The 23,651-nt window shown below is 70.9% G+C and carries 18 protein-coding genes; 11 read left to right on the top strand and 7 right to left on the bottom strand.

Features of this window, described 5'->3' with window-relative positions:
- Positions 1–143: 143 nt before the first annotated feature.
- Positions 144–3,293: an isoleucine--tRNA ligase gene (gene ileS / locus ACF1FZ_RS07460; RefSeq protein WP_391772415.1), complete on the bottom strand. Its 3,150-nt coding sequence runs from the start codon at positions 3,291–3,293 to the stop codon at positions 144–146.
- Positions 3,294–3,869: 576 nt separating this feature from the next.
- Here ileS and ACF1FZ_RS07465 point away from each other — a divergent pair.
- The 5 genes from ACF1FZ_RS07465 (at position 3,870) to ACF1FZ_RS07485 (ending at position 8,462) form a co-directional block, all read left to right on the top strand.
- A complete protein-coding gene (locus ACF1FZ_RS07465; RefSeq protein ID WP_391772416.1) occupies positions 3,870–4,517 on the top strand; it encodes a TraR/DksA family transcriptional regulator in 648 nt (215 codons plus the stop codon).
- A 198-nt stretch (positions 4,518–4,715) separates the two neighbouring features.
- Entirely contained in the window at positions 4,716–5,330 is a 615-nt protein-coding gene (gene lspA / locus ACF1FZ_RS07470) for a signal peptidase II (protein ID WP_391772417.1), read from the top strand.
- Positions 5,331–5,353: 23 nt separating this feature from the next.
- Positions 5,354–6,295: an RluA family pseudouridine synthase gene (locus tag ACF1FZ_RS07475; protein WP_391772418.1), complete on the top strand. Its 942-nt coding sequence runs from the start codon at positions 5,354–5,356 to the stop codon at positions 6,293–6,295.
- On the top strand, positions 6,292–6,768 hold the full coding sequence (locus ACF1FZ_RS07480; protein ID WP_391772419.1) for a GNAT family N-acetyltransferase: 477 nt from the start codon (positions 6,292–6,294) through the stop codon (positions 6,766–6,768). The genes ACF1FZ_RS07475 and ACF1FZ_RS07480 overlap by 4 nt, the downstream gene beginning before the upstream one ends.
- A gap of 107 nt (positions 6,769–6,875) precedes the next feature.
- On the top strand, positions 6,876–8,462 hold the full coding sequence (locus ACF1FZ_RS07485; RefSeq protein WP_391772420.1) for a Na+/H+ antiporter: 1,587 nt from the start codon (positions 6,876–6,878) through the stop codon (positions 8,460–8,462).
- A gap of 21 nt (positions 8,463–8,483) precedes the next feature.
- On the opposite strand, the gene ACF1FZ_RS07490 is transcribed toward ACF1FZ_RS07485, so the two are convergent.
- On the bottom strand, positions 8,484–9,626 hold the full coding sequence (locus tag ACF1FZ_RS07490; protein ID WP_391772421.1) for a mechanosensitive ion channel family protein: 1,143 nt from the start codon (positions 9,624–9,626) through the stop codon (positions 8,484–8,486).
- A gap of 45 nt (positions 9,627–9,671) precedes the next feature.
- Between ACF1FZ_RS07490 and ACF1FZ_RS07495 the strand changes: the two genes are divergently transcribed.
- Positions 9,672–10,241, top strand: a complete 570-nt coding sequence (locus tag ACF1FZ_RS07495; protein WP_391772422.1) for a dienelactone hydrolase family protein — start codon at positions 9,672–9,674, stop codon at positions 10,239–10,241.
- A gap of 46 nt (positions 10,242–10,287) precedes the next feature.
- Here ACF1FZ_RS07495 and ACF1FZ_RS07500 read toward each other — a convergent pair whose 3' ends face one another.
- The 4 genes from ACF1FZ_RS07500 to ACF1FZ_RS07515 all read right to left on the bottom strand — a co-directional run bounded on the left by ACF1FZ_RS07500 (position 10,288) and on the right by ACF1FZ_RS07515 (position 15,077).
- Positions 10,288–11,952, bottom strand: coding sequence for an alkaline phosphatase D family protein (locus ACF1FZ_RS07500; RefSeq protein WP_391772423.1), 1,665 nt, complete (start codon positions 11,950–11,952; stop codon positions 10,288–10,290).
- A gap of 149 nt (positions 11,953–12,101) precedes the next feature.
- Complete coding sequence (locus tag ACF1FZ_RS07505; RefSeq protein ID WP_391772424.1) at positions 12,102–12,917, bottom strand: thioredoxin domain-containing protein; 816 nt, start codon at positions 12,915–12,917, stop codon at positions 12,102–12,104.
- A gap of 51 nt (positions 12,918–12,968) precedes the next feature.
- Entirely contained in the window at positions 12,969–13,694 is a 726-nt protein-coding gene (locus ACF1FZ_RS07510; RefSeq protein WP_391772610.1) for a hypothetical protein, read from the bottom strand.
- 57 nt (positions 13,695–13,751) lie between these two features.
- A complete protein-coding gene (locus ACF1FZ_RS07515) occupies positions 13,752–15,077 on the bottom strand; it encodes a DUF2252 domain-containing protein (RefSeq protein WP_391772425.1) in 1,326 nt (441 codons plus the stop codon).
- 169 nt (positions 15,078–15,246) lie between these two features.
- On the opposite strand from ACF1FZ_RS07515, the gene dnaE reads away from it, so the two are divergent.
- Positions 15,247–18,783 (top strand): DNA polymerase III subunit alpha, encoded by a 3,537-nt coding sequence (gene dnaE, locus ACF1FZ_RS07520; protein WP_391772426.1) that lies wholly within the window; start codon positions 15,247–15,249, stop codon positions 18,781–18,783.
- 79 nt (positions 18,784–18,862) lie between these two features.
- Here the strand turns inward: dnaE and ACF1FZ_RS07525 are convergent, their stop codons facing one another.
- Positions 18,863–19,036 carry a hypothetical protein gene (locus ACF1FZ_RS07525; RefSeq protein ID WP_391772427.1) on the bottom strand — a complete coding sequence of 58 codons (174 nt, stop codon included), beginning with the start codon at positions 19,034–19,036 and terminating at the stop codon, positions 18,863–18,865.
- Positions 19,037–19,303: 267 nt separating this feature from the next.
- Here ACF1FZ_RS07525 and ACF1FZ_RS07530 point away from each other — a divergent pair, with 267 nt between their 5' ends.
- The 4 genes from ACF1FZ_RS07530 (at position 19,304) to ACF1FZ_RS07545 (ending at position 23,335) form a co-directional block, all read left to right on the top strand.
- A complete protein-coding gene (locus ACF1FZ_RS07530) occupies positions 19,304–20,560 on the top strand; it encodes an NYN domain-containing protein (RefSeq protein ID WP_391772428.1) in 1,257 nt (418 codons plus the stop codon).
- A gap of 100 nt (positions 20,561–20,660) precedes the next feature.
- Positions 20,661–21,644 carry an ABC transporter ATP-binding protein gene (locus ACF1FZ_RS07535; RefSeq protein ID WP_391772611.1) on the top strand — a complete coding sequence of 328 codons (984 nt, stop codon included), beginning with the start codon at positions 20,661–20,663 and terminating at the stop codon, positions 21,642–21,644.
- 55 nt (positions 21,645–21,699) lie between these two features.
- A complete protein-coding gene (locus tag ACF1FZ_RS07540; protein WP_391772429.1) occupies positions 21,700–22,548 on the top strand; it encodes an ABC transporter permease in 849 nt (282 codons plus the stop codon).
- Positions 22,549–22,582: 34 nt separating this feature from the next.
- Positions 22,583–23,335, top strand: a complete 753-nt coding sequence (locus tag ACF1FZ_RS07545) for an ABC transporter permease (protein WP_391772430.1) — start codon at positions 22,583–22,585, stop codon at positions 23,333–23,335.
- Positions 23,336–23,651 lie beyond the last annotated feature (316 nt).

Genomic DNA, 23,651 nt, shown 5'->3' on the forward strand with positions numbered 1-23,651 from the left:
CCGGGCAGGGAGCGAGAGCCGGAGGCCGGGGGCGTGGGCCAGGAGGCAGGGACGGCGGGGCGACGGGGGAGGGCAGGGCGGGCGGGAACAGCGAAGGGCCCGGCCGGAACGTGTCCGGCCGGGCCCTCGGAGCGTGATGCGGGTTACCGCTCCGTCTTGCGGAGACGGAACGTCAAGGACAGGCCCTCGTCCTCGAACGGGGTGCCGTACGTGTCGTCCGCCTCACCCTGCGCGTAGTCCAGGGCCAGGACCTCGTCCGCGATGAGGGCCGCGTGCGCGGTCAGGGCCTCGGCCGTCGCGGGCGAGGCCGATGTCCAGCGGACGGCGATCCGGTCCGCCACGTCCAGACCGCTGTTCTTGCGTGCCTCCTGGATCAGCCGGATCGCGTCACGGGCGAGTCCGGCGGCCCGCAGCTCCGGAGTGATCTCCAGGTCCAGGGCGACCGTCGCGCCCGAGTCGGACGCCACCGACCAGCCCTCTCGCGGGGTCTCCGTGATGATGACCTCGTCGGGGGCGAGGGTGATCTGTTCACCGTCGACCTCCACCGTGGCCGTGCCCTCACGCAGTGCCAGGCCGAGCGCGGCGGCGTCGGCGTTCGCAACGGCCTTGGCCACCGCCTGGACTCCCTTGCCGAACCGCTTGCCCAGCGCGCGGAAGTTCGCCTTCGCCGTGGTGTCGACCAGCGAGCCGCCGACTTCCGAGAGCGAGGCCAGGGAGGAGACGTTCAGCTCCTCCGTGATCTGCGCGCGCAGCTCCGGCGTGAGCGACTCGAAGCCCGCAGCCGCGACCAGGGCCCGCGACAGCGGCTGCCGGGTCTTGACACCCGACTCGGCGCGCGTGGCCCGGCCGAGTTCCACCAGACGTCGTACCAGCGCCATCTGCGACGAGAGCGCCGGATCGATCGACGCCGGGTCCGCCTTCGGCCAGTCGGACAGGTGCACCGACTCCGGGGCCTCCGGGTCGACGGGGACGATCAGGTCCTGCCAGACCCGCTCCGTGATGAACGGAGTCAGCGGGGCCATCAGCCGGGTGACCGTCTCCACGACCTCGTGCAGCGTGCGCAGCGCCGCCTTGTCACCCTGCCAGAAGCGGCGGCGCGAGCGGCGGACGTACCAGTTGGACAGGTCGTCGACGAACGCCGAGAGCAGCTTGCCCGCGCGCTGGGTGTCGTATCCCTCAAGCGCCTTGGTGACCTCCTCCACCAGGGTGCCGAGCTCGCTCAGCAGCCAGCGGTCCAGGACCGTGCGGTCGGCGGGGACCGGATCGGCCGCGGACGGCGCCCACTTCGACGTGCGGGCGTACAGGGCCTGGAACGCCACCGTGTTCCAGTACGTGAGGAGGGTCTTGCGGACGACCTCCTGGATCGTGCCGTGGCCCACGCGGCGCGCCGCCCACGGGGAGCCGCCCGCCGCCATGAACCAGCGGACCGCGTCGGCGCCGTGCTGGTCCATCAGCGGGATGGGCTGGAGGATGTTGCCCAGGTGCTTGGACATCTTCCGGCCGTCCTCGGCGAGGATGTGGCCGAGGCACACCACGTTCTCGTACGACGACTTGTCGAAGACGAGCGTGCCGACGGCCATCAGGGTGTAGAACCAGCCGCGGGTCTGGTCGATGGCCTCCGAGATGAACTGCGCCGGATAGCGGCTCTCGAAGATCTCCTTGTTCTTGTACGGGTAGCCCCACTGTGCGAACGGCATCGAGCCCGAGTCGTACCAGGCGTCGATGACCTCCGGGACGCGGGACGCCTCCAGCCGGCAGTTCTCGTGCGAGCAGGTGAACGTGATCTCGTCGATGAACGGGCGGTGCGGGTCCAGGGCCGACTGGTCGCGGCCGGTGAGCCCGGAGAGCTCGGCGCGGGAGCCGACACAGGTCAGGTGGTTGTCCTCGCAGCGCCAGATGGGCAGCGGAGTGCCCCAGTAACGGTTGCGGGACAGCGCCCAGTCGACGTTGTTGTTCAGCCAGTCGCCGAAGCGCCCGGTCTTGACGGAGTCCGGGAACCAGTTGGTCTTCTCGTTCTCCTGGAGGAGCCGGTCCTTGACCGCCGTCGTGCGGATGTACCAGGACGGCTGCGCGTAGTACAGCAGGGCCGTGTGGCAACGCCAGCAGTGCGGGTAGCTGTGCTCGTACGGGACGTGGCGGAAGAGCCTGCCGCGCGCGGCCAGGTCCTCGGTGAGGGCCTCGTCGGCCTTCTTGAAGAAGACGCCGCCGACGAGCGGGAGATCCTCCTCGAAGGTGCCGTCGGGGCGGACCGGGTTGACGACCGGGAGGCCGTACGCGCGGCAGACGAGGAGGTCGTCGGCGCCGAACGCGGGGGACTGGTGGACCAGACCCGTGCCGTCCTCGGTCGTGACGTACTCGGCGTTGACGACGAAGTGCGCCTCGCTCGGGAACTCGATCAGCTGGAACGGGCGTTCGTACGTCCAGCGCTCCATCTCGCGGCCGGTGAAGGTCTCACCGGTCAACTCCCACCCCTCGCCGAGCGCCTTCTCGACCAGGGGCCGGGCCACGACCAGCTTCTCCGCACCGTCCGTCGCGACGACGTAGGTGACGTCGGGGTGCGCGGCGACAGCGGTGTTGGAGACCAGGGTCCAGGGAGTCGTCGTCCAGACGAGCAGCGCGGCCTCGCCGGCCAGCGGCCCGCCCGTCAGCGGGAAGCGTACGAAGACCGAGGGGTCGACGACCGTCTCGTACCCCTGGGCGAGCTCGTGGTCCGAGAGACCGGTGCCGCAGCGGGGGCACCAGGGGGCGACGCGGTGGTCCTGGACCAGCAGGCCCTTGCCGAAGATCTCCTTCAGCGACCACCACACGGAGTCGACGTACTCCGGGTCCATCGTGCGGTAGGCGTCGTCGAGGTCGACCCAGTAACCCATACGGGTCGTGAGCTCGGTGAACGCGTCGGTGTGGCGGGTGACGGACTCGCGGCACTTCGCGTTGAACTCGGCGATGCCGTAGGCCTCGATGTCCTTCTTGCCGTTGAAGCCCAGCTCCTTCTCCACCGCGAGCTCGACCGGCAGGCCGTGACAGTCCCAGCCGGCCTTACGCCCGACGTGGTACCCCTGCATGGTGCGGAAGCGCGGAAAGACGTCCTTGAAGACGCGGGCCTCGATGTGGTGGGCCCCGGGCATGCCGTTGGCGGTCGGCGGGCCCTCGTAGAAGACCCACTCGGGGCGGCCCTCGGACTGTTCGAGGCTCTTGGCGAAGACCTTGCTGTCGCGCCAGAAGTCGAGCACGGCGTGCTCGAGGGCGGGCAGGTCGACCTGGGCGGGTACCTGGCGGTACTGCGGCGATGTCATGTGCGGGCTTCCTCCGGCGGACGTCTTCCACTTCCGTCGGAGGGACGAGAGCCGGATCAGCTCCCGCGGTACCACCCTCCTTGGCCGCGGGCACGCACCCGTGGCCCCCTCATTGGGGTCGCGATGCCGGGTCTAATGGCCTCGTACCCGCGGGCGGAGCCCACAGTCCGAAGCGTTCTTCCGGCGACTCCGGGGTGATCTTCACGACGCGCTCGCCCCCGGGCTCCCACCGTCCCCGGGTCGCTCCTGGCTGCGTACGACGCTACTCGTCCCATCCATGCCTTTCGCTGCGGCCAGTGTACGGGCCCGTACGGGCGACCGCCGACCGGTTTCGGAGCGACCGGCACACGGGAGGGGCCTGCACCCGAATGGCCAGTCGGCGGGGACGGGGTCCCGGAGGGTGTCCGGAGACGGATTACCGCGCGGGGAGCTGGGCACAACGGTTGCAGACACGTCACCGCCCGGCCGCGGGGAGGGGCTGACCGGCGGCGTGCCCCGTTGCCGCGGAGCTGGGGCCGATTTATCGTCCCAGCACGATTCGCGTGCAAGATCACAATATGTGAAGGGGCCGCGGCCATGGTGGCGAAGAAGGCGGCGGCACGTCCGCCGGAGCCGGAACGGACCGGTGAGGACCCGGCGCCCCACGGGCCGGGGAGGAAGAGCGCAGCCAAGAAGGCGTCGAAGAAGGCCACGGGGGCGGCCCGGGCCGCCGAGCAGACAGGAGCCCACACGGTGGTAGCCAAGAAGAGCGCGGCCCGGACCACGGCTGCAGGAGAGGGCGTCGCGACCGCGGTGCCCCCGGCCAGGGCAGGCGCCGCGACGGCGCCCGGAGACCTGGCCGTCAGGCCGGGGGAGGACCCCTGGACCTCGGAGGAGGCCGACGCGGCGTGGACCGGGCTGACCGGTGAGGCCGTGCGGCTGCGCACCGAGCTGGAGGCGTCGGGCGCGGCACTGGCCGGGCTGATGCGGGACTCCGGGGACGGAGCCGGTGACGACGACGCGGACACCGGCACGAAGAACATCACCAGGGAGCACGAGCTGTCCCTGGCGGCCCACGCCCAGGAGACCCTGGAGCAGACCGAGCGCGCCCTCGCCAGGCTCGACGCGGGGACCTACGGGCTCTGCGAGGTCTGCGGCAAGCCGATCGGCAAGGCGCGGATGCAGGCCTTCCCCCGGGCCACGCTCTGTGTGGAGGACAAGCAGAAGCAGGAGCGGCGCGGCTAGGGCCTTCCGTTCGGTCCGGGCAGGGTCGGCCCTGCCCGGAGGGTGGCCGGGCCTCATCCGGGGTCCGGACCGGTGCCGATCCGGACGAAAGGCACCAGGGACCGGGGGAGCCGGGGAGGATCCGGAGCCTGGGGCCTCTGATTCCCGGGGTGTGTCGTACGCTCGTCCTCAGTCAGGCACCTAGGTTGAGGGACTCACGTGGCAGAGGCGGAGCGCATCATCGGTACGCCGGACATCCCCGATGCCGAGGGGGCCGACGGGGCCGAGCCCCAGCAGCCCGCCGAGGGCGCGGCCCCGGCCGGGAGCGACGAGCCGGGCAGCGGGCGGGGCAGGAAGAGGATCCTCGTCCTGCTCTGCGTCGCCCTCCTGGCCTACCTCCTGGACCTGGGCAGCAAGATGATCGTGGTCGCGAAGCTGGAGCACGAGGAACCGATCGAGATCTTCGGCGAGTGGCTGAAGTTCGACGCGATCCGCAACGCGGGCGCCGCCTTCGGGATCGGCGAGGCCTTCACCGTGATCTTCACGGCCATCGCGGCCGTCGTGATCATCGTGATCATCCGGCTCGCCCGCAAGCTCTACAGCCTGCCCTGGGCCATCGCCCTGGGGCTGCTGCTCGGCGGGGCGCTCGGCAACCTCACCGACCGCATCTTCCGTGCTCCCGGCGTGTTCAAGGGCGCGGTGGTCGACTTCATCGCCCCCGCGCACTTCGCCGTCTTCAACCTCGCCGACTCCGCGATCGTCTGCGGCGGCATCCTGATCGTGATCCTCTCCTTCAAGGGTCTGGACCCCGACGGCACCGTGCACAAGGACTAGTGGGCGCAAGGCATACTCGACTGGTGAGTACGTATCCCGAGGTCCGCACCCTGCCCGTACCCGACGGCCTGGAGGGTGAGCGTGTCGACGCCGCCATCTCCCGGATGTTCGGTTTCTCCCGCACCAAGGCCGCCGAGCTGGCCGCTGCCGGGAAGGTCCAGGTGGACGGCGCGGTGGCCGGGAAGTCCGAGCGGGTGCACGGCGGTGCCTGGCTGGAAGTGGAGATGCCCCAGGCACCCGCTCCCGTCCAGGTCGTCGCCGAGCCCGTCGAGGGCATGGAGATCGTCCATGACGACGACGACATAGTCGTCATCATGAAGCCGGTCGGCGTCGCCGCCCACCCCAGCCCCGGCTGGACCGGCACCACCGTCATCGGCGGCCTCGCCGCCGCCGGCTACCGCATCTCCACGTCGGGTGCCGCCGAGCGCCAGGGCATCGTCCACCGGCTGGACGTCGGCACCTCCGGCCTGATGGTCGTGGCCAAGTCCGAGCGGGCCTACACCCTGCTCAAGGCACAGTTCCGCGACCGGGTCGTCGAGAAGAAGTACCACGCGCTGGTCCAGGGACACCCGGACCCGATGAGCGGAACCATCGACGCCCCGATCGGCCGCCACCCGCAGCACGACTACAAGTGGGCCGTCACCGCCGAGGGCAAGCCCTCCGTGACGCACTACGACCTCATCGAGGCGTACCGCGCGGCCAGCCTGCTCGACATCAAGCTGGAGACCGGGCGCACGCACCAGATCCGCGTGCACATGTCCGCGCACCGCCACCCCTGCGTCGGCGACCTGACGTACGGCGCCGACCCCACGCTGGCCAAGCGCCTCGGTCTGACCCGGCAGTGGCTGCACGCGGTCCGGCTCGGCTTCGAGCACCCGGCCGACGGCAGCTGGGTCGAATTCGAGAGCAGCTACCCGGACGACCTGCGCCACGCCCTCGACACGATCGTGGCGGAGAGTGAATGAACCCCGGGCCCGCTCCGTACAGCACCCGCAGGGCTCTCGACGAGAGCGACCTCGCCGCCTGCTTCCAGGTCCGCAAGGACGTCTTCGTCGGTGAGCAGCGGGTGCCCGAGGAGATCGAGTACGACGCCTACGACGCTTCGGCGGTGCACGTCATCGCCGTGGCCCCGGACGGCTCCGCCCTCGGTACGGGACGGCTGCTGCACGGTGAAGCCGCGGCGGGGAAGACCGGCGGCGACGGCACAGTCGGGTCGCTCGGCCGGCTCGCGGTGACCCGCGCGGCCCGCGGGCTGGGTGTCGGGGCGGCCCTGGTCCGTGCCATGGAGGCGGAGGCCCGCGCACTCGGCCTGGCCGCCGTGGACCTGCACGCCCAGACACACGCACTCGGCTTCTACGAACGCCTCGGCTACACGGCGTACGGCCCCGAGTTCCCGGACGCCGGGATACCGCACCGGGCCATGCGCCGCGCGCTCTGAGCGTGCGGGTGATGCCACCGGCCCGCCGGTCCCGCGTGGCACGCCGGAAGCTCTGACCGGCTGACCAACGGGCCGGCCGAGGCCCGGCGCGCTGCGGAAGGCACAACGTGGACCAGATGGCACTCCTGCTCCTGCTCCTGCTCGGAGCGGTGGTCACGGTGCCGCTCGGGGAACGCCTGCGTCTGCCGGCACCGATCCTGATGACCCTCGCCGGAATCGTCATGGCCTTCGTCAGCTTCGTCCCCGACGTCGACATCCCGCCGGAGTTCATCCTTCCCGCCGTCCTGCCCCCGTTGCTCTACGCCTCCGTGCAGCGCACCTCCTGGCGGCAGTTCGCGGCCAACAAACGGCCGATCTTCCTGCTGGCCGTCGCCCTCGTCTTCGTCACGACGGCGGCCGTGGCCACGGTCGCCCACGCGATGGTCCCCGGCCTGCCCCTCGCCGCCGCCGTCGCCCTGGGCGCGCTCGTCGCGCCGCCCGACCCGGTCGCGGCGACGGCCGTGGCCGGTTCGGTCGGACTGCCGCGCCGGCTCGTGTCGATCCTGGAGGGCGAGGGACTGTTCAACGACGTCACGGCCATCGTCCTCTACCACGTCGCGATCGCCGCCGCCGTCAGCGGCACCTTCTCCCTGCCCGCCGCGTTCGGGCTGCTCGTCCTCTCCGCCGTGGTCGCCGTGGTGGTCGGCCTGGTGCTCGGCTGGCTCACCATCAAACTGATGGGGTTCCTGGGCGACGCCACCCTCCAGGTCGGCCTGACGCTGCTCGTGCCGTTCGTCGGCTACGTACTCGCCGAGGAGCTGATGGGTTCCGGCGTGCTCGCCGTTCTCACCACCGCGCTCTTCCTCGCCGAGCGCACCGCGGACGCCGACGACGTCCTGGGGCGGCTCACCGGCCGGTCCTTCTGGGAGATCGTCGACACCCTCGTCACCGGCGTCGCCTTCGGCCTGATCGGCCTCGAACTGAAGAACGTCTTCGGCACCGCGGACGGACGCGAGCCGCGGCTGCTGGGCTGGGGGATCGCCGTCGTCGCGGTCGTGGTGGGGGTACGGCTCCTGTGGCTGCTGCCCGCCGCCTGGCTCGCCAAGCGGCTGCACACCCGCCGCGACTACAGCGAGGAGATCCCCACCAGCCGGCGCGAGACCGTCATCATGTGGTGGGCCGGAATGCGCGGAGTGGCCTCCGTCGCGCTCGCGCTCGCGATCCCGCTGGAGACGGACGGCGGCAAGCCGTTCCCCGGCCGCGACGAGATCGTCTTCATCGCCTTCGCCGTCGTCATGGCCACCCTCGTCCTCCAGGGCCTGACGCTGCCGTGGCTGGTGCGCAAGCTGGGCGTCCGCGCGGACACGGAGGCCGAACAGGCCCTGGAGCGCGACCTCGCTCTCCGCGCCGCCGCAGCCGCCAGGACCCGGCTCAAGGAGGTCCGGAACACCGAGGAACTCCCTGAGGAGGTCCTGGAGCGGCTGCAGCGTGCGGCGTACGACATCGGGGCCCGGATCAGCCCCGGCATGGTCGACGAGGAGCGACGCGAGGCGTACGCGCAGCGCGCCCGGCGGTTCAAGGAGGTCAACCGGATCCAGCGCGAGATGATGTCGGCCGCCCGCCACGCGGTGCTCGCCGCCCGCAGCGAGCCCGGCTCGGACCCGGAGGTGGTGGACCGGGTGCTGCGCTACCTGGACGTGCGCAGCCTGCGCTGACGCACCCCGCCCGCCGTACGGCTAGCCGCGCCCGGTGCGGGGGGCCTTCTCCGGAGTCGGCACCTTGCCGTTGGGCGAGGGGCGGCCGGTGTCCGCGCCCGTCAGCTCCCGCCAGTGGTCACCCGGCGGCAGTGCCGCGGGTGACGTCACGACCCGGGGCAGCGCGTACGGGTGGTGGTCCCGGAGCCAGCCGATCATCTGCTCCCGCACGGCGCAGCGCACCGTCCAGATGTCGTCCGCGTCCTTCGCGGTGACCACCGCCCGTACCTCGATCGTGGTGGGGGTGGTGTCGGTGACGGCCAGGGACCAGTCGCGGCCGTCCCAGGCCGCGCACTCGCCGAGGATGTCGCGCAGCCTGTCGCGCATCGCGGCGACCGGAGCCGAGTGGTCGAGCTGGAAGAAGACGGTGCCGGTCATCTGCACCCCGCCGCGCGACCAGTTCTCGAACGGCCTGCTGGTGAAGTAGGACACCGGCATCGTGATCCGCCGCTCGTCCCAGGTCCGTACCGCGAGGAAGGTGAGGGTGATCTCCTCCACGGTGCCCCACTCGCCGTCCACCACCACCGTGTCGCCGATCCGGACCATGTCGCCGAAGGCGATCTGGAAGCCGGCGAAGAGGTTGCCGAGGGTCGACTGGGCCGCGACACCGGCGACGATGCCGAGCACACCCGCGGAGGCCAGCATCGAGGTGCCGACGGTGCGCATCGCCGGGAACGTCAGGAGCATCGCCGCGACGGCGACCGTCGCCACCACGGCGGTGACCACACGCTGGATCAGTGTGACCTGTGTGCGGACCCGGCGGACCCGGGCCGGATCGCGGGTGGACGTCGCATAACGGGCGTACGAGGACTGCACGACGGTGGCCGCGACGCGGATCACCAGCCAGGCCGACGCCGCGATCAGCACCAGGGTGAGGACCTGGCCGATCGCCGCCCGGTTGTCCCGCACCACCTCGATGCGGAGCTGGTCGAAGCTGGCTCTCAGCAGCGCCGTGCAGAGCACCACCTGCAGGGGCGGGCGGCAGAGCCGGAGCAGCCCCCAGACCGGAGTCTCGTGGTGACGGCTGTCGGCGCGCCGGAGCAGCAGGTCCACCAACCACCCCAGCACCAGCGTGATCAGCAGTGATCCGCCCACGACCAGCGACGGCCGCAGAATGTTCTCCATTCCCTCGTCCTCCAAGTGTCGGGACACAGCTGGCACCATGGCCTCATGAACATCATGCTTTTCCACTCGACCTTCGGTCTGCGGCCGGCTGTGCACACGGCTGCCGACCGGCTGCGCGCGGCCGGGCACGAGGTGCGCGTGCCCGATCTCTTCGAGGGGCACACCTTCGACACCGTCGAGGACGGAATGGCCTTCAAGGACCAGGTGGGCAAGGACGAGCTGCTCAAGCGCGCCGTCCTGGCCGCCGCGCCCTACTCCGACCAGGGGCTCGTCTACGCGGGATTCTCGTTCGGGGCGTCGGTCGCGCAGACCCTCGCGCTCGGTGACGCGAAGGCCCGCGGGCTGCTGCTGCTCCACGGCACCTCGGACATCGCGGACAACGCCTCGGTGGACGAACTGCCCGTGCAGCTGCACGTGGCCGACCCCGACCCGTTCGAGTCGCACGACTGGCTGAACAGCTGGTACCTCCAGATGCAGCGGACCGGCGCGGACGTCGAGGTCTACCGCTACCCCGGCGCCGGTCACCTCTTCACCGATCCCGAGCTGCCCGACTTCGACCAGGACGCGGCCGAGCTGACCTGGAAGGTCTCGCTCGGCTTCCTCGCCACGCTGTAGCCACGCGGCGCGGGCCGCGCCCCCTCGAAGGGGCGGCCCGTCCGGGTCAGCGCACCGGGGCGTCGGCCCTCTCGGTCCTCTGGGTGCCGCTGCGCGTGCGGTACGAGCGGACCCAGGACGCCGTCGCCTCCTCGCTGGTCTTGTCGGAGACCACGTAGTAGTCCATCTGCGAGCGCTCGGCCGTCACGTCGAGGACTCCGTAACCGTGCGAGTCCATGTCGATCCACTTCACATGACGGTTGGCCGCCCTGACGGCGGCCGTCGCGACCGCCGAGACGGTCCCGGGAGCGACCCGAAGGATGTCGTCCAGGTTGTCCGACGTGACCGACGTCACCACGAACTCGGTGGCCGCCGACGCGGACAGGGGATACGTCGCCGCCTTCACGGGTACGTCGTTGGCCCACGCCATGTGGATGTCGCCGGTCAGGAAGACCGTGTCGGTGACGGCGTGGTCCCGCAGATGCGAGATCAGCTCCTTGCGGTCGTCCGTGTAGCCGTCCCACTGGTCCACATTGACCGCCAGTCCCTCCGCGGGCAGCCCCAGCAGCTCCGCCAGCGGCGCCAGCAGATGAGCCGGCAGCGCCCCGAAGGCGACCGGTGAGATCATCACCGAGGTGCCGACCAGCTTCCAGCGGGCATCCGATGCGGTCAGCCCGGCCTTCAGCCAGTCCAGCTGCGCCCGTCCCGTGATCGAGCGCTCCGGGCCGTCGACCGCTCCGCTGCCGGCCGGCGCCTGCTCGGAACGGAAGCTGCGCAGGTCGAGCAGGTGGAGCTCGGCCAGGCCGCCGAAGCTCAGCCGCCGGTACACGGTGCCCTCGGTGGAGGCACGGACCGGCATCCACTCGAAGTACGCCTGCTTCGCGGCGGCCACCCGGGCGGCCCAGGAGCCCTCCGTACCGGGGGTGTGGTTCTCGGCTCCCCCCGACCAGGCGTCGTTGGCGAACTCGTGGTCGTCCCAGATCGCGATCACCGGATGGGCGGAGTGCAGCGCCTGGAGGTCGGAGTCCGTCTTGTACGTGGCGTGCCTGAGGCGGTAGTCGGCGAGGGTGAGGATCTCGTGGAGCGGCACGTGGGGGCGTACGACGGTGTCCTGGGTCGGATAACTGCCCGAGGCGTACTCGTAGATGTAGTCACCGAGGTGCAGGACGGCGTCCAGATCGGCACGGGCCGCGAGATGACGGTACGGGGAGAACCAGCCGGCTTCCCAGTTGGCGCAGGACACCACACCGAAGCGGATTCCGGGGACGGAGGCACCGGCGGCGGGTGCCGTGCGGGTGCGGCCGACCGGGGAGAGGACGCCGTGCCCGCCCTCCGGTCCGCCAGGCGCCGCGGTGAAGCGGAACCAGTACGTCGTCGCCGGGCGCAGCCCCCGGACATCGGCCTTGACGGTGTGGTCGGCCCCGGCCCGTGCGACGGCGGTGCCCCGGGCGGCGACCCGGGAGAAGGCCTTGTCCTCGGCCACCTCCCAGATCACCGGTGTGTCGGCACCGAGACCCGAGCCGGGCACCGCGTCCGGGGAGGGGGTGACGCGGGTCCACAGGAGTATGCCGTCGGGCAGGGGGTCGCCGGAGGCGACGCCGTGGAGGAAGGCGGGGCCGTCGGCGGCGCGGGCGCCGGTGGCGGCGAGCACGGGGGCGGCGACCGCGGTGACAGCGGCGGCCTTGACGACCGTGCGTCGGCTGGGAGTCGCGGAGAGGTGTCGTCTGGTCACGGTCGATCACCCTACTGGCGGGTAGAGCGAACAGGCGGGCGAACAAAGGAAGTTCGCCCGCCTGATGGCCGGATGTCGCCAGGAGTTGTGCCCGCCGTCCCCGCCGGACCGGGAGTCCTCCGCTCAGGAGGCCGGTCCGCGGGCGTGGATCAGCCCTTCAGCGCCTTGGCGATCGCCGTGTTGAAATCGGCCACCGTCATGGGGGCGTTCTTGCTGCCCTCGGCGGTGAGCGTCTTGCCGTCCATCTTGAGGGTCGGTGTGCCCTGGACGCCGCTCTTGTCGAAGGCCTTCGACATCTTGATCGCCCAGGCGTCGAACGTTCCGTCCTCGACGTCCTTCTGGAACGCCTTGTTGCCCTTCAGCGCGTCCACCGAGTCCGCCACCTCGATCAGGTAGCTGTCCTTGGCGAACTTGTCGTCGGTCTCCTCGGGGTGGTACTTCGCGGAGTACAGCGCGGTCTTGTACTCCAGGAAGGCCTCGGGGCTCACGTCGAGTGCCGCGCCCAGTGCGCTCAGGGCGTTCTTCGAGCCCTCGCCGCCGGCCGCGTTGTCGATGAAGGTCGCACCCACGTACTTGATCTTGTACTTGCCGGCTTCGACGTCCTTGTCCACGGTCTCGCCGATCGCCTGCTCGAACGTGGCGCAGACCGGGCAGCGCGAGTCCTCGTACAGCTCCAGGGTCTTCTTGGCGCCCGCCTCGCCGATGACGACGGTCGTGCCGTCGTCGCCCGAGGTGTTCTTCGGCGCGGTGACGTTCTTCGCGTCCGCCGCGGCCTCCCAGGCGGAGGGCTTGTTCAGCTGCATCACGCCGTAGCTGACACCGCCCGCGATCGCCAGCACGGCGACGACCGAGACGCCGACGACGATCTGCTTGCGTGCCTTGTCCTTCTTGGCCTGGCGCTCGCGCTCCGCGCGCAGCCGCTCGCGGGCGGCGGACTTGTTGGCCTGGCTGTTGCGCTTGCTCATGAGGGTGCTCCGTAGACGTGTGGGGTGGCTCGAAGGGGTCTTGCCGCGTACTCAGACAGGGGAGAAGACCGAGCGCGGCGGGCCCCTCCGCCCCACGGAGTACACCAGGAAGCGGGCCGGGGCGAGCGGGTGCGGGCGCCCGACACGCCCACTGCCGGACCGAACGAGGCCCCGCGCCGTGCTCACCACGGCGACCGCGACGAGCAGCGGCCGGAAGGCGACCGCGGCCGCAGCGCGCAGCAGCGCGGCGAGCGCCGACTCGCCGTGCCGCAGCCAGGCGGCGGCCAGCAGGCCGACCGTCACGTGCGCCGCCAGCAGCAGCCACGGGACCGCGGGCCCAGGCGAGGCCAGCAGGGTGGCGGCGTGGCCGCCCTCGGAGGCGACCCCGGCCAGCGGTGTGCCGACCGCGGTCACGCCGGAGAGCCCGTCCGCGCCGTGACCGGCCTCGCCGCCGCAGAGCACGTCGACGCCCACGGAGCGCAGCGGGCCCGCGATGGGCCCGCCCGCCGCGCCGTAACAGAGGTGCTGGCCGGTGGTGAACACCGTGTCGGCGGCCAGCTCCAGCGGAATCAGCAGCCCGGCGATCGCCCCGAAGCCTCGCTCCCGGCCCGCCAGCGCGAAGGCCACGGCGAAGACGGCCCCGGCCAGCAGGGCGACGGCGGTCAACGGCAGCGGGACCCGGGAGAGCAGCACATGGGAGGCGGACGAGAGGGTGACGACGAGCGCGGTGAACAGCGCCGCGCGTACCGCTCTCATCTGCGTCCCTGATACGTCCATCGCCGGAGAGTGTGCCATGCGTTCCTGTAAGTGAGCCCTGAGAATCCGGGAGAGGCCCTACAGACCCGGGATGCGGCCGTTGCGGAAGAGGTCGACGAAGATCTGGTGGTCGGCCCGGGCACGGGCGCCGTAGCTGTGGGCGAAGTCGACCAGCAGCTCCGCGAAGTTCTCCTCGTCGGCCGCGATGGCCGCGTCGATCGCGCGTTCCGTGGAGAACGGCACCAGGGTGTGCCCGCTCTCGTCGTCCGCCGCCGAGTGCATCGTCGCCGTGGCCCGGCCGAGATCGGCGACCACCGCCGCGATCTCCTCCGGTTCGTCGATGTCGGACCAGTCCAGGTCGACCGCGTACGGGGAGACCTCGGCCACCAGCTGACCGGACCCGTCCAGCTCGGTCCAGCCCAGCCACGGGTCTGCGTGCGCCTGGAGCGCGCGCTGCGAGATCACCGTACGGTGCCCCTCGTGCTGGAAGTACTCCCGCACGGCCGCGTCGGTGATGTGCCGGGACACCGCCGGGGTCTGTGCCTGCTTGAGGTAGATCACCACATCGTTCTCCAGGGCGTCGCTGTTGCCCTCCAGAAGGATGTTGTACGACGGCAGGCCGGCTGACCCGATGCCGATGCCCCGGCGGCCGACGACGTCCTTCACCCGGTACGAGTCGGGCCGCGTGAGGCTCGACTCCGGGAGTGTCTCCAGATAGCCGTCGAACGCCGCGAGCACCTTGTAGCGCGTCGCCGCGTCCAGGTCGATCGCACCGCCGTCGGCGGTGAACCGGCGCTCGAAGTCCCGGATCTCCGTCATCGAGTCCAGCAGCCCGAACCGGGTCAGCGCGCGGGCGTCGCGCAGCGCGCCCAGCAGAGGGCCCTCGGCCGTGTCCAGGGTGAAGGGCGGTACCTCGTCGTTCTTGGCACCCGTGGCCAGGGCGTGGATGCGCTCCCGGTAGGCGGTGGCGTAGACCCGGACGAGCTCGGTGATCTGGTCGTCGCCCAGGGCCTTCGCGTAGCCGATCAGGGCGACGGAGGCGGCGAAGCGCTTGAGGTCCCAGGTGAAGGGGCCCACATAGGCCTCGTCGAAGTCGTTGACGTTGAACACGAGCCGGCCGTTGGCGTCCATGTACGTGCCGAAGTTCCCGGCGTGCAGATCGCCGTGGATCCACACCCTGCCGGTGCGCTCGTCCAGATAGGCACCGGTGTGCTGCTCGCGGTCCAGATCGGCGTAGAACAGACCGGCCGATCCCCGGTAGAACGCGAAGGCCGAGCCCGCCATCTTGCGGAACTTCACCCGGAAGGCTGCGGGGTCGGCGGCCAGGAGCTGCCCGAACGCGGTGTCGAAAACGGCGAGGATCTGCTCCCCGCGCTGCTCTGCGCCGGTCTGCGTGTCCGACATCGCTGGGTGCCTCCTGGTGCATGGCGTTCATGACAAAAGGGACGGGCGTCCCCGGTCTTCCAACGCGCGACCGTACCCCGGAGTGCCCGCCGTCCCTCACCTCGGAGACGTAGACTTCCACGCTGACCCCCCAAGCCGTCATCCCCAGTTCCTCCGGAGGCACAGCGCCGTGAGCAAGCCGCCATTCACGCACCTGCACGTCCACACCCAGTACTCACTGCTGGACGGTGCCGCGCGGCTCAAGGACATGTTCGAGGCGTGCAACGACATGGGCATGTCGCACATCGCGATGACCGACCACGGCAACCTCCACGGGGCGTACGACTTCTTCCACTCGGCCCGGAAGGCCGGGGTGACGCCGATCATCGGGATCGAGGCCTACGTCGCCCCCGAGTCGCGCAAGCACAAGCGCAAGATCCAGTGGGGCCAGCCGCACCAGAAGCGGGACGACGTCTCGGGTTCCGGCGGTTACACCCACAAGACGATCTGGGCGGCGAACAGCACCGGGCTGCACAACCTCTTCAAGCTCTCCTCGGACGCCTACGCCGAGGGCTGGCTGCAGAAGTGGCCGCGCATGGACAAGGAGACCATCTCCCAGTGGTCCGAAGGCCTGATCGCCTCCACCGGGTGCCCCTCCGGTGAGGTGCAGACCAGGCTGCGGCTCGGGCAGTTCGACGAGGCGGTCCAGGCGGCCTCCGACTACAAGGACATCTTCGGCGAGGGCAGGTACTTCCTGGAGCTGATGGACCACGGCATCGAGATCGAGCGCCGGGTCCGCGACGGGCTCCTGGAGATCGGCCGGAAGCTGGGCATCCCGCCGCTGGTGACGAACGACTCGCACTACACCTACGCCCACGAGGCGAGCGCGCACGACGCCCTGCTCTGCATCCAGACGGGCAAGAACCTCTCCGACCCCGACCGCTTCCGCTTCGACGGCACCGGCTACTACCTCAAGACGACGGACGAGATGTACGCCGTCGACTCCTCCGACGCCTGGCAGGAGGGCTGCGCCAACACCCTCCTGGTGGCACAGCAGATCGACACCACCGGCATGTTCGAGAAGCGCGACCTGATGCCGAAGTTCGACATCCCGGAGGGCTTCACCGAGGTCACCTGGTTCCAGGAGGAGGTCCGGGCCGGCATGGAGCGCCGGTACCCCGGTGGCGTGCCCGAGGACCGGCAGAAGCAGGCCGAGTACGAGATGGACATCATCATCCAGATGGGGTTCCCGGGGTACTTCCTCGTCGTCGCCGACTTCATCATGTGGGCCAAGAACAACGGCATCGCGGTGGGCCCCGGCCGTGGCTCCGCCGCCGGCTCGATCGTCGCGTACGCCATGGGCATCACCGACCTCGACCCGATCACCCACGGGCTGATCTTCGAGCGTTTCCTCAACCCCGAACGCGTGTCCATGCCCGATGTCGACATCGACTTCGACGAGCGCAGGCGCGTCGAGGTGATCCGGTACGTGACCGAGAAGTACGGCGCCGACAAGGTCGCCATGATCGGTACCTACGGCAAGATCAAGGCCAAGAACGCGATCAAGGACTCCGCGCGCGTCCTGGGCTACCCGTACGCGATGGGTGACCGCCTCACCAAGGCGATGCCCGCCGACGTCCTCGGCAAGGGCATCGACCTCAGCGGAATCACCGACCCCAAGCACCCGCGCTACAGCGAGGCGGGCGAGATCCGGGGGATGTACGAGAACGAGCCGGACGTCCGGAAGGTCATCGACACCGCGAAGGGCGTCGAGGGCCTGGTCCGGCAGATGGGCGTGCACGCCGCCGGCGTGATCATGTCCAGCGAGCCCATCGTCGACCACGCCCCGGTCTGGGTGCGGCACACCGACGGTGTCACCATCACGCAGTGGGACTACCCCCAGTGCGAGTCGCTCGGCCTGCTGAAGATGGACTTCCTCGGCCTGCGCAACCTGACGATCATGGACGACGCCATCAAGATGGTGAAGGCCAACAAGGGCGTCGACCTGGAGATGCTCTCCCTGCCGCTGGACGACCCCAAGACCTACGAGCTGCTCTGCCGCGGTGACACGCTCGGGGTGTTCCAGTTCGACGGCGGCCCCATGCGTTCGCTGCTGCGCCAGATGCAGCCCGACAACTTCGAGGACATCTCCGCCGTCTCGGCCCTCTACCGGCCGGGCCCGATGGGAATGAACTCGCACACGAACTACGCCGAGCGCAAGAACGGCCGCCAGGAGATCACTCCGATCCACCCGGAGCTGGAGGAGCCGCTCAAGGAGGTCCTCGGCCTCACCTACGGCCTGATCGTGTACCAGGAGCAGGTGCAGAAGGCCGCCCAGATCGTCGCCGGGTACTCGCTGGGCGAGGCCGACATCCTGCGTCGTGTGATGGGCAAGAAGAAGGCCGACGAGCTGGCGAAGAACTTCGTCCTCTTCGAGGCCGGTGCCAAGAAGAACGGCTTCTCCGACGCGGCGATCAAGGCACTGTGGGACGTCCTGGTCCCCTTCGCCGGATACGCGTTCAACAAGGCGCACTCCTCCGCGTACGGCCTGGTCACCTACTGGACCGCCTACCTCAAGGCGAACTACCCCGCCGAGTACATGGCGGCCCTGCTGACCTCGGTGAAGGACGACAAGGACAAGTCCGCGGTCTACCTCAACGAGTGCCGGCGCATGGGCATCAAGGTGCTCCCGCCGAACGTCAACGAGTCCGAGTCGAACTTCGCCGCCCAGGGGGATGACGTGATCCTCTTCGGGCTGACGGCCATCCGCAACGTCGGGCAGAACGTGGTCGACTCGATCATCAGGTGCCGCAAGGCGAAGGGGAAGTACTCCACGTTCCCCGACTTCCTGGACAAGGTGGAAGCGGTCGTCTGCAACAAGCGCACCGTCGAATCGCTCATCAAGGCCGGCGCCTTCGACGAGATGGGGCACACCCGCAAGGGACTCGTCGCCCACCACGAGCCGATGATCGACAACGTGGTGCAGGTCAAGCGCAAGGAGGCCGAAGGCCAGTTCGACCTCTTCGGCGGCGGCGAGGAGGAGAGCGGCGAACCGGGCTTCGGGCTGGACGTGGAGTTCTCCGACATCGAGTGGGAGAAGTCCTACCTGCTCGCCCAGGAGCGCGAGATGCTCGGCCTGTACGTCTCCGACCACCCGCTCTTCGGCCTGGAACACGTCCTGTCCGACAAATCGGACGCGGCGATCTCGCAGCTCACCGGCGGCGAGCACGCCGACGGCGCCATCGTCACCGTGGGTGGCATCATCTCCGGCCTCCAGCGCAAGATGACCAAGCAGGGCAACGCCTGGGCCATCGCGACGGTGGAGGACCTCGCGGGCTCCATCGAGTGCATGTTCTTCCCCGCGACCTACCAGCTGGTCTCCACCCAGCTCGTCGAGGACACCGTCGTCTTCGTCAAGGGACGCCTCGACAAGCGCGAGGACGTGCCGCGCCTGGTCGCCATGGAGATGCAGGTCCCCGACATCTCCTCGGCCGGGACCAACGCCCCGGTCGTCCTGACCATCCCCACGGTCCGGGTCACCCCGCCCATGGTCTCCCGCCTCGGGGAGGTCCTCAGCAGCCACCGGGGCGACACCGAGGTGCGCATCAGGCTGCAGGGCCCCCGCAAGACCACTGTGCTCCGGCTCGACCGGCACCGTGTGAAGCCCGACCCCGCGCTCTTCGGCGACCTGAAGGTCCTGCTCGGCCCGTCCTGCCTGTCCGGCTGACGGCCCCGGCACCCGCGAGAGGGGCGCCCCGCCATCGGCGGAGCGCCCCTCTCGGCCTGCCGGCCGCCGGTCCGGGCCGTCAGTTGTGGCCGAAGCGCTTCTGGTGCTTGCGGGCGATGTCGGCCGGGCTGCCCTGGGCCTGCGTCTGGGGCTGCGACTCGTACGCCGTCGACTTCGCCTCCTCCGCGCCACGCTCCGCGGCGGACGCGCGGTCGTGCTGACCGCCCTGCTTGCGGTTCTTGTTCTTCGCCATCGTGATGCCTCCTGTGGGAGATCTGGGGGTCCAGAACCGCTGTCAGACTCACATACCACCACAAAGGGCGCATGTTGGATCATTACGGAGCGTAATAGATGCGATATCATGCGCCGTTCTCGGATCCGCCACGCCGATGATCGAGTTCCGGACCCTAACCCCCGTGCCGTCGGGCAGACTCGAAGGAAACCCTGAGTAAGCAGATCCCGGGTCGGCGGACCCCTTCCCATGCCCGGTCCCGCTGAGCCGCTCCCTAATCGGAAGAGGGTGGAACGCGTGGACCGTTGCGTCGTCCTGGTGGACGCCGGCTACCTGCTGGGCGCAGCCGCGAGCCTGCTGGCCGGAGAGCCCGCACGTTCCCGCATCACCGTCGACCACGCCGCCCTGATCCAGGGCCTGCGCGAGCGCGCCGAGGCCGATACGGAACAGCCCCTGCTGCGCATCTACTGGTTCGACGGCGCCCCCGACCGCGTACCGCAGCCCGAGCACCGCAGGCTGCGGGTCATGCCCCGGGTGACGGTCCGGCTGGGAGCTCTCACCCGCAGTGACGGGCGCTGGGCGCAGAAGGGGGTCGACGCGGCCATGCACGCCGAACTGACCGAGCTGGCCAGGAACCGGGCCTGCTCCGATGTGGTGCTCGTGACCGGTGACGGTGATCTGCTGCCCGGGCTGATGTCCGCCAAGGAGCACGGGGTCGCCGTCCACCTCTGGGCCGTCCAGGCCGCCGACGGTGACTACAACCAGTCCGAGGACCTGGTCGCCGAGGCCGACGAGCGACGGGTGCTCGACCGGGCCTGGATCACCAAAGCCGTACGGGCCAAGGAGACCGGCGGTGTGTGCGCGCCCCCGGCCGCCCCGCGTCCCGAGATCGCGGCCATCCTGTCCGCGCCGCTGCCCGAGGCCGCCCTCGCCGCCTCCGCGGAACGGGCGTCGGAGGCACAGGCCGCCGCCCGTAACGGCACCTCGGCCCCGGTCGGGAGCACCGCCCCGCACACCCAGGCCGCACCAGGCAGCAAAGGCGTCCCCACCCCCAAGGACCTGGCGAGTCTGCGCGCACCCGGGGCGCAGACCGTGCAGCACGCGGGGCAGCCGCCGGCCGCCAACGCGACGCTGCGCTGGTCGTCGGACAAGGGCTGGGTCGAGCGCGGCGGTCCTCTCGGCGAACCGGCCGAGACCGCGTCCCTGCCGACCCTGGCCCAGCTCACCAGCGCGGAGCAGCGCTGGGCGGACCGGGAGGAGGACATCACCACCGTCGGCGGTGACCCCTTCGAAGTCGGCCAGGTCTTCGCCCGGCGCTGGATGGAACGGCTGCCGGAGACCGTCCACCTGCAGAAGCTGTCCACCATGTACCCCCGCGTCCCGCACCGCATCGACGGCGAACTGCTCCGGTACGCCGCCCGCTTCGGGCTGCTCGCCCACAAGGACGACCAGATCGACGAGCACGACCGCTATGCCATCCGGGCGGGCTTCTGGCGCGAGATCGACGTACGGACCGCCGCCGAGCACGCTCCTGCCGGGGAGTGAGCGGGGCGGCACTGCCCGGCCCCGGACGAGGTACGGGGCATCCGACCCCGTAGTCTCGTACCTCGTGAGTACGGGCGCAGCACAGGCACAGACCGGGACCGTGTGCGCGGTGCGTGATCTGGTCAGGACCTACCCCGCCGTCCGGGGCCGACGCGGCCGCGCCGCCACTCCCGAGGTGCGCGCCACCGACGGGGTGTGCCTCGATGTCCGGCGCGGTGAGATCTTCGGGCTGCTCGGGCCCAACGGCGCGGGCAAGTCCACACTCGTACGCCAGCTCACCGGGCTGATGCGCCCCGACTCCGGAAGCGTCGAGGTGCTGGGGCACGACCTCGTCCGCCACCCCGAGAGGGCCTCACGGCTCATCGGTTACCTCGGCCAGGAGTCCACCGCCCTGGACGAACTGACCGTGTCGCTCGCCGCGGAGACCACCGGGCGGCTCAGGGGGCTGCCGGTACGGGAGGCGCGCGCCGCGCGCGACGACGTACTGGAGGAACTCGGGATCACCGGGCTGGCCGGGCGACCGCTGAAGAAGCTCTCCGGCGGACAGCGGCGGCTCGCCTGTTTCGCCGCGACGCTGGTCGGTGAGCGCCCCGTCCTGGTGCTGGACGAGCCGACGACCGGAATGGACCCCGTCGCCCGGCGCTCCGTCTGGTCCGCCGTCGACCGGCGGCGGGCCGAGCACGGGGCGACGGTGCTGCTCGTGACCCACAACGTCATCGAGGCCGAGACGGTCCTGGACCGGGTGGCCGTCATGGAACGCGGCAAGGTCATCGCCTGCGACACCCCGGCCGGGCTCAAGGAACGGGTGGCCGGCGAGGTCCGGGTCGAGCTGGTGTGGCGCGAGCGCGCGCCCCTGGACGTCCCGGAGGTGGCCGCCCTCCGCGAGTCGGCCCAGGAGTCGGGGCGCAGGTGGGTGCTGCGGCTCGGGCCGGACGAGGCGCGGGCCGCGGTGGCCGCGGTGACCGGCGGGGCGGCTTTCTCCTCGCTCGACGACTTCACGCTGGCCACGCCCAGCCTGGAGGACGTCTACCTGGCGCTCGGCGGGGACGCCGCCAGGGCCGCCGAGGGGCTGGTGAAGGCGTGATCGGGACGGTGAACATGTCGGGAAACGTGTCGGAGTCGGACGGGAGCACTGCCAGGTGACGAGCATCGTTCCCACGGAGTCCGCGAAGGCGGCCGGGCCGAAGGTGCGTACCTCCGCCGTACGGACCGGCAGGCCCGCCCGCACCGCACCCGCGGCCCTCGCGCCGCGGGCCAGGCTGCTTCCGTCGCTGGCCGCCGTGTACCGGGCGCAGCTGTCGCGGGCGAGGGTCGCGCGGATCCCGCTGCTGTTCGTCGCGACCTTCCAGTCCGTCGGGATCATGGTGCTGATGCGCGGGGTCGTCGACGGAGGGGCCGAGGCGCGTGCCGTCGTCGCCGGGTCCAGCGTGCTGGTCGTCGCCTTCGTCGCGCTCAACCTCCTCGCCCAGTACTTCGGCCAGCTCCGGGCCGGCGGCGGGCTGGACCACTACGCCACACTGCCGGTGCCGCCCGCCGCGGTGGTGCTGGGGGCGGCGGGCGCGTACGCCTCGTTCACCGTGCCCGGCACGATCGTCACGGCGGTGGCGGGCAGCGTGCTCTTCGGCCTTCCGATGACACATCTGTGGGTCCTCGTCGCGGTCATCCCGCTCTCCGGGGCCGCGCTCTCCGGGCTGGGCGCCGCGCTCGGGCTGCTGGCGCCGCGGCAGGAGCTGGCGACGCTGCTCGGGCAGCTGGGCATGTCGGCCGCCCTCCTGCTGGGCGTGCTGCCGGCCGAACGGCTGCCCGGACCGGTCGGCTGGGCGCGTGATCTGCTCCCCTCGACCTACGGCGTCGAGGCGCTGTCCCGGTCCTTCGGCTCCCATCCCGACTGGGCGGTCATCGCCTTCGACCTCGCGGTGTGCGCGGCGGTCGGTGTGCTCTCGCTGGCCGTGGCCACATGGGCGTACCGGCGTGCGGCGGTCCGGTGAGGCGAGACCCGCACCGGCCTGGCACGATGGCACCGTGACCGCACCGTTGACGCCGCCGCACCAGCCCCGACCGAACGACCCGTGGCAGGCCCCGCCGTCCGGGTCGCACGCCTTGCCCGGTGAGCAGCCGGACGCGGCCGAGCGGCGTGCGGAACTCCGGCAGGGCGGGGTGATCGCCGCGGTGCTGACGGTGGCGGGCGTGCTCCTCGGGCTGCTCTGGCTGTGGCTCGCGCCGCGGGTGCCGCTCGTCTCCGACGACACCGCCGTGTTCCTCAAGAACAGTGAGGGTGAGGAGGCCATGGGGGCCGACGGCACGTTCGTGCTGCTGGCACTCGCCTTCGGCCTGGTCTCGGCGGTCGCCGTCTTCCTCTTCCGCCGGCGTGGAGGCATCCCGCTGGTGGTGGGGCTCGCCCTGGGCGGGCTGCTCGGCTCCCTGCTGGCATGGGGGATCGGCACCTGGTTCGGGCCGACGTCCGATGTGGTGGCCCATGCCAAGGAGGCCGGCAAGGGGGTCACCTTCGACGCGCCGCTGGAACTGCACGCGGTGGGCGCGGCGATTCTCGCCTGGCCCGTCGCGGCGATGATCGTCCACCTGGGGCTGACGGCTCTGTTCGGGCCGCGGGATCCTGAGCCGGAGTGGGGGCCCTTCCGCGGGGCGGCCACCTTCTACGGAGCGCCCCAGGCCGAACCGGACACCGGGACCGCGTCCGGACCGGCGCCGCAGCTCGCCGAGCCGGAAGCCGAGGGCCGCCGGCCGGCGGACGGGCCGGGAACGGCGCGGTCGTAGCGGGGTTCCGGAGACGGCCGCCTGCCGGCGTCCGCGGCCAGGCCACCGTGCTCTCCGGCCGGAAGGTCTCCGGTACGGTCGCGCCCCTGTCGAAGTGGATGACGTCGGTGAGAGGCCTGACGGCCGCCTGTCCCGGCGCGACGTGGTCCCGGTCCTGTGGGCGGGGACGGGCCCGTGGCGTGACCGCCGGCGTGTGGTGCGACGGAGACGGCCAGGAACCGAGAGGGCCGGATCCGTCAGGACCGGCGAACGGACGAGCGCCTCTCCGGGGTATCGCCCCGGCGACGAGAGGGACGGAGCCGGACGACACCCTTTC

Source organism: Streptomyces sp. NPDC014623 (assembly GCF_043088245.1).
GTDB lineage: Bacteria > Actinomycetota > Actinomycetes > Streptomycetales > Streptomycetaceae > Streptomyces.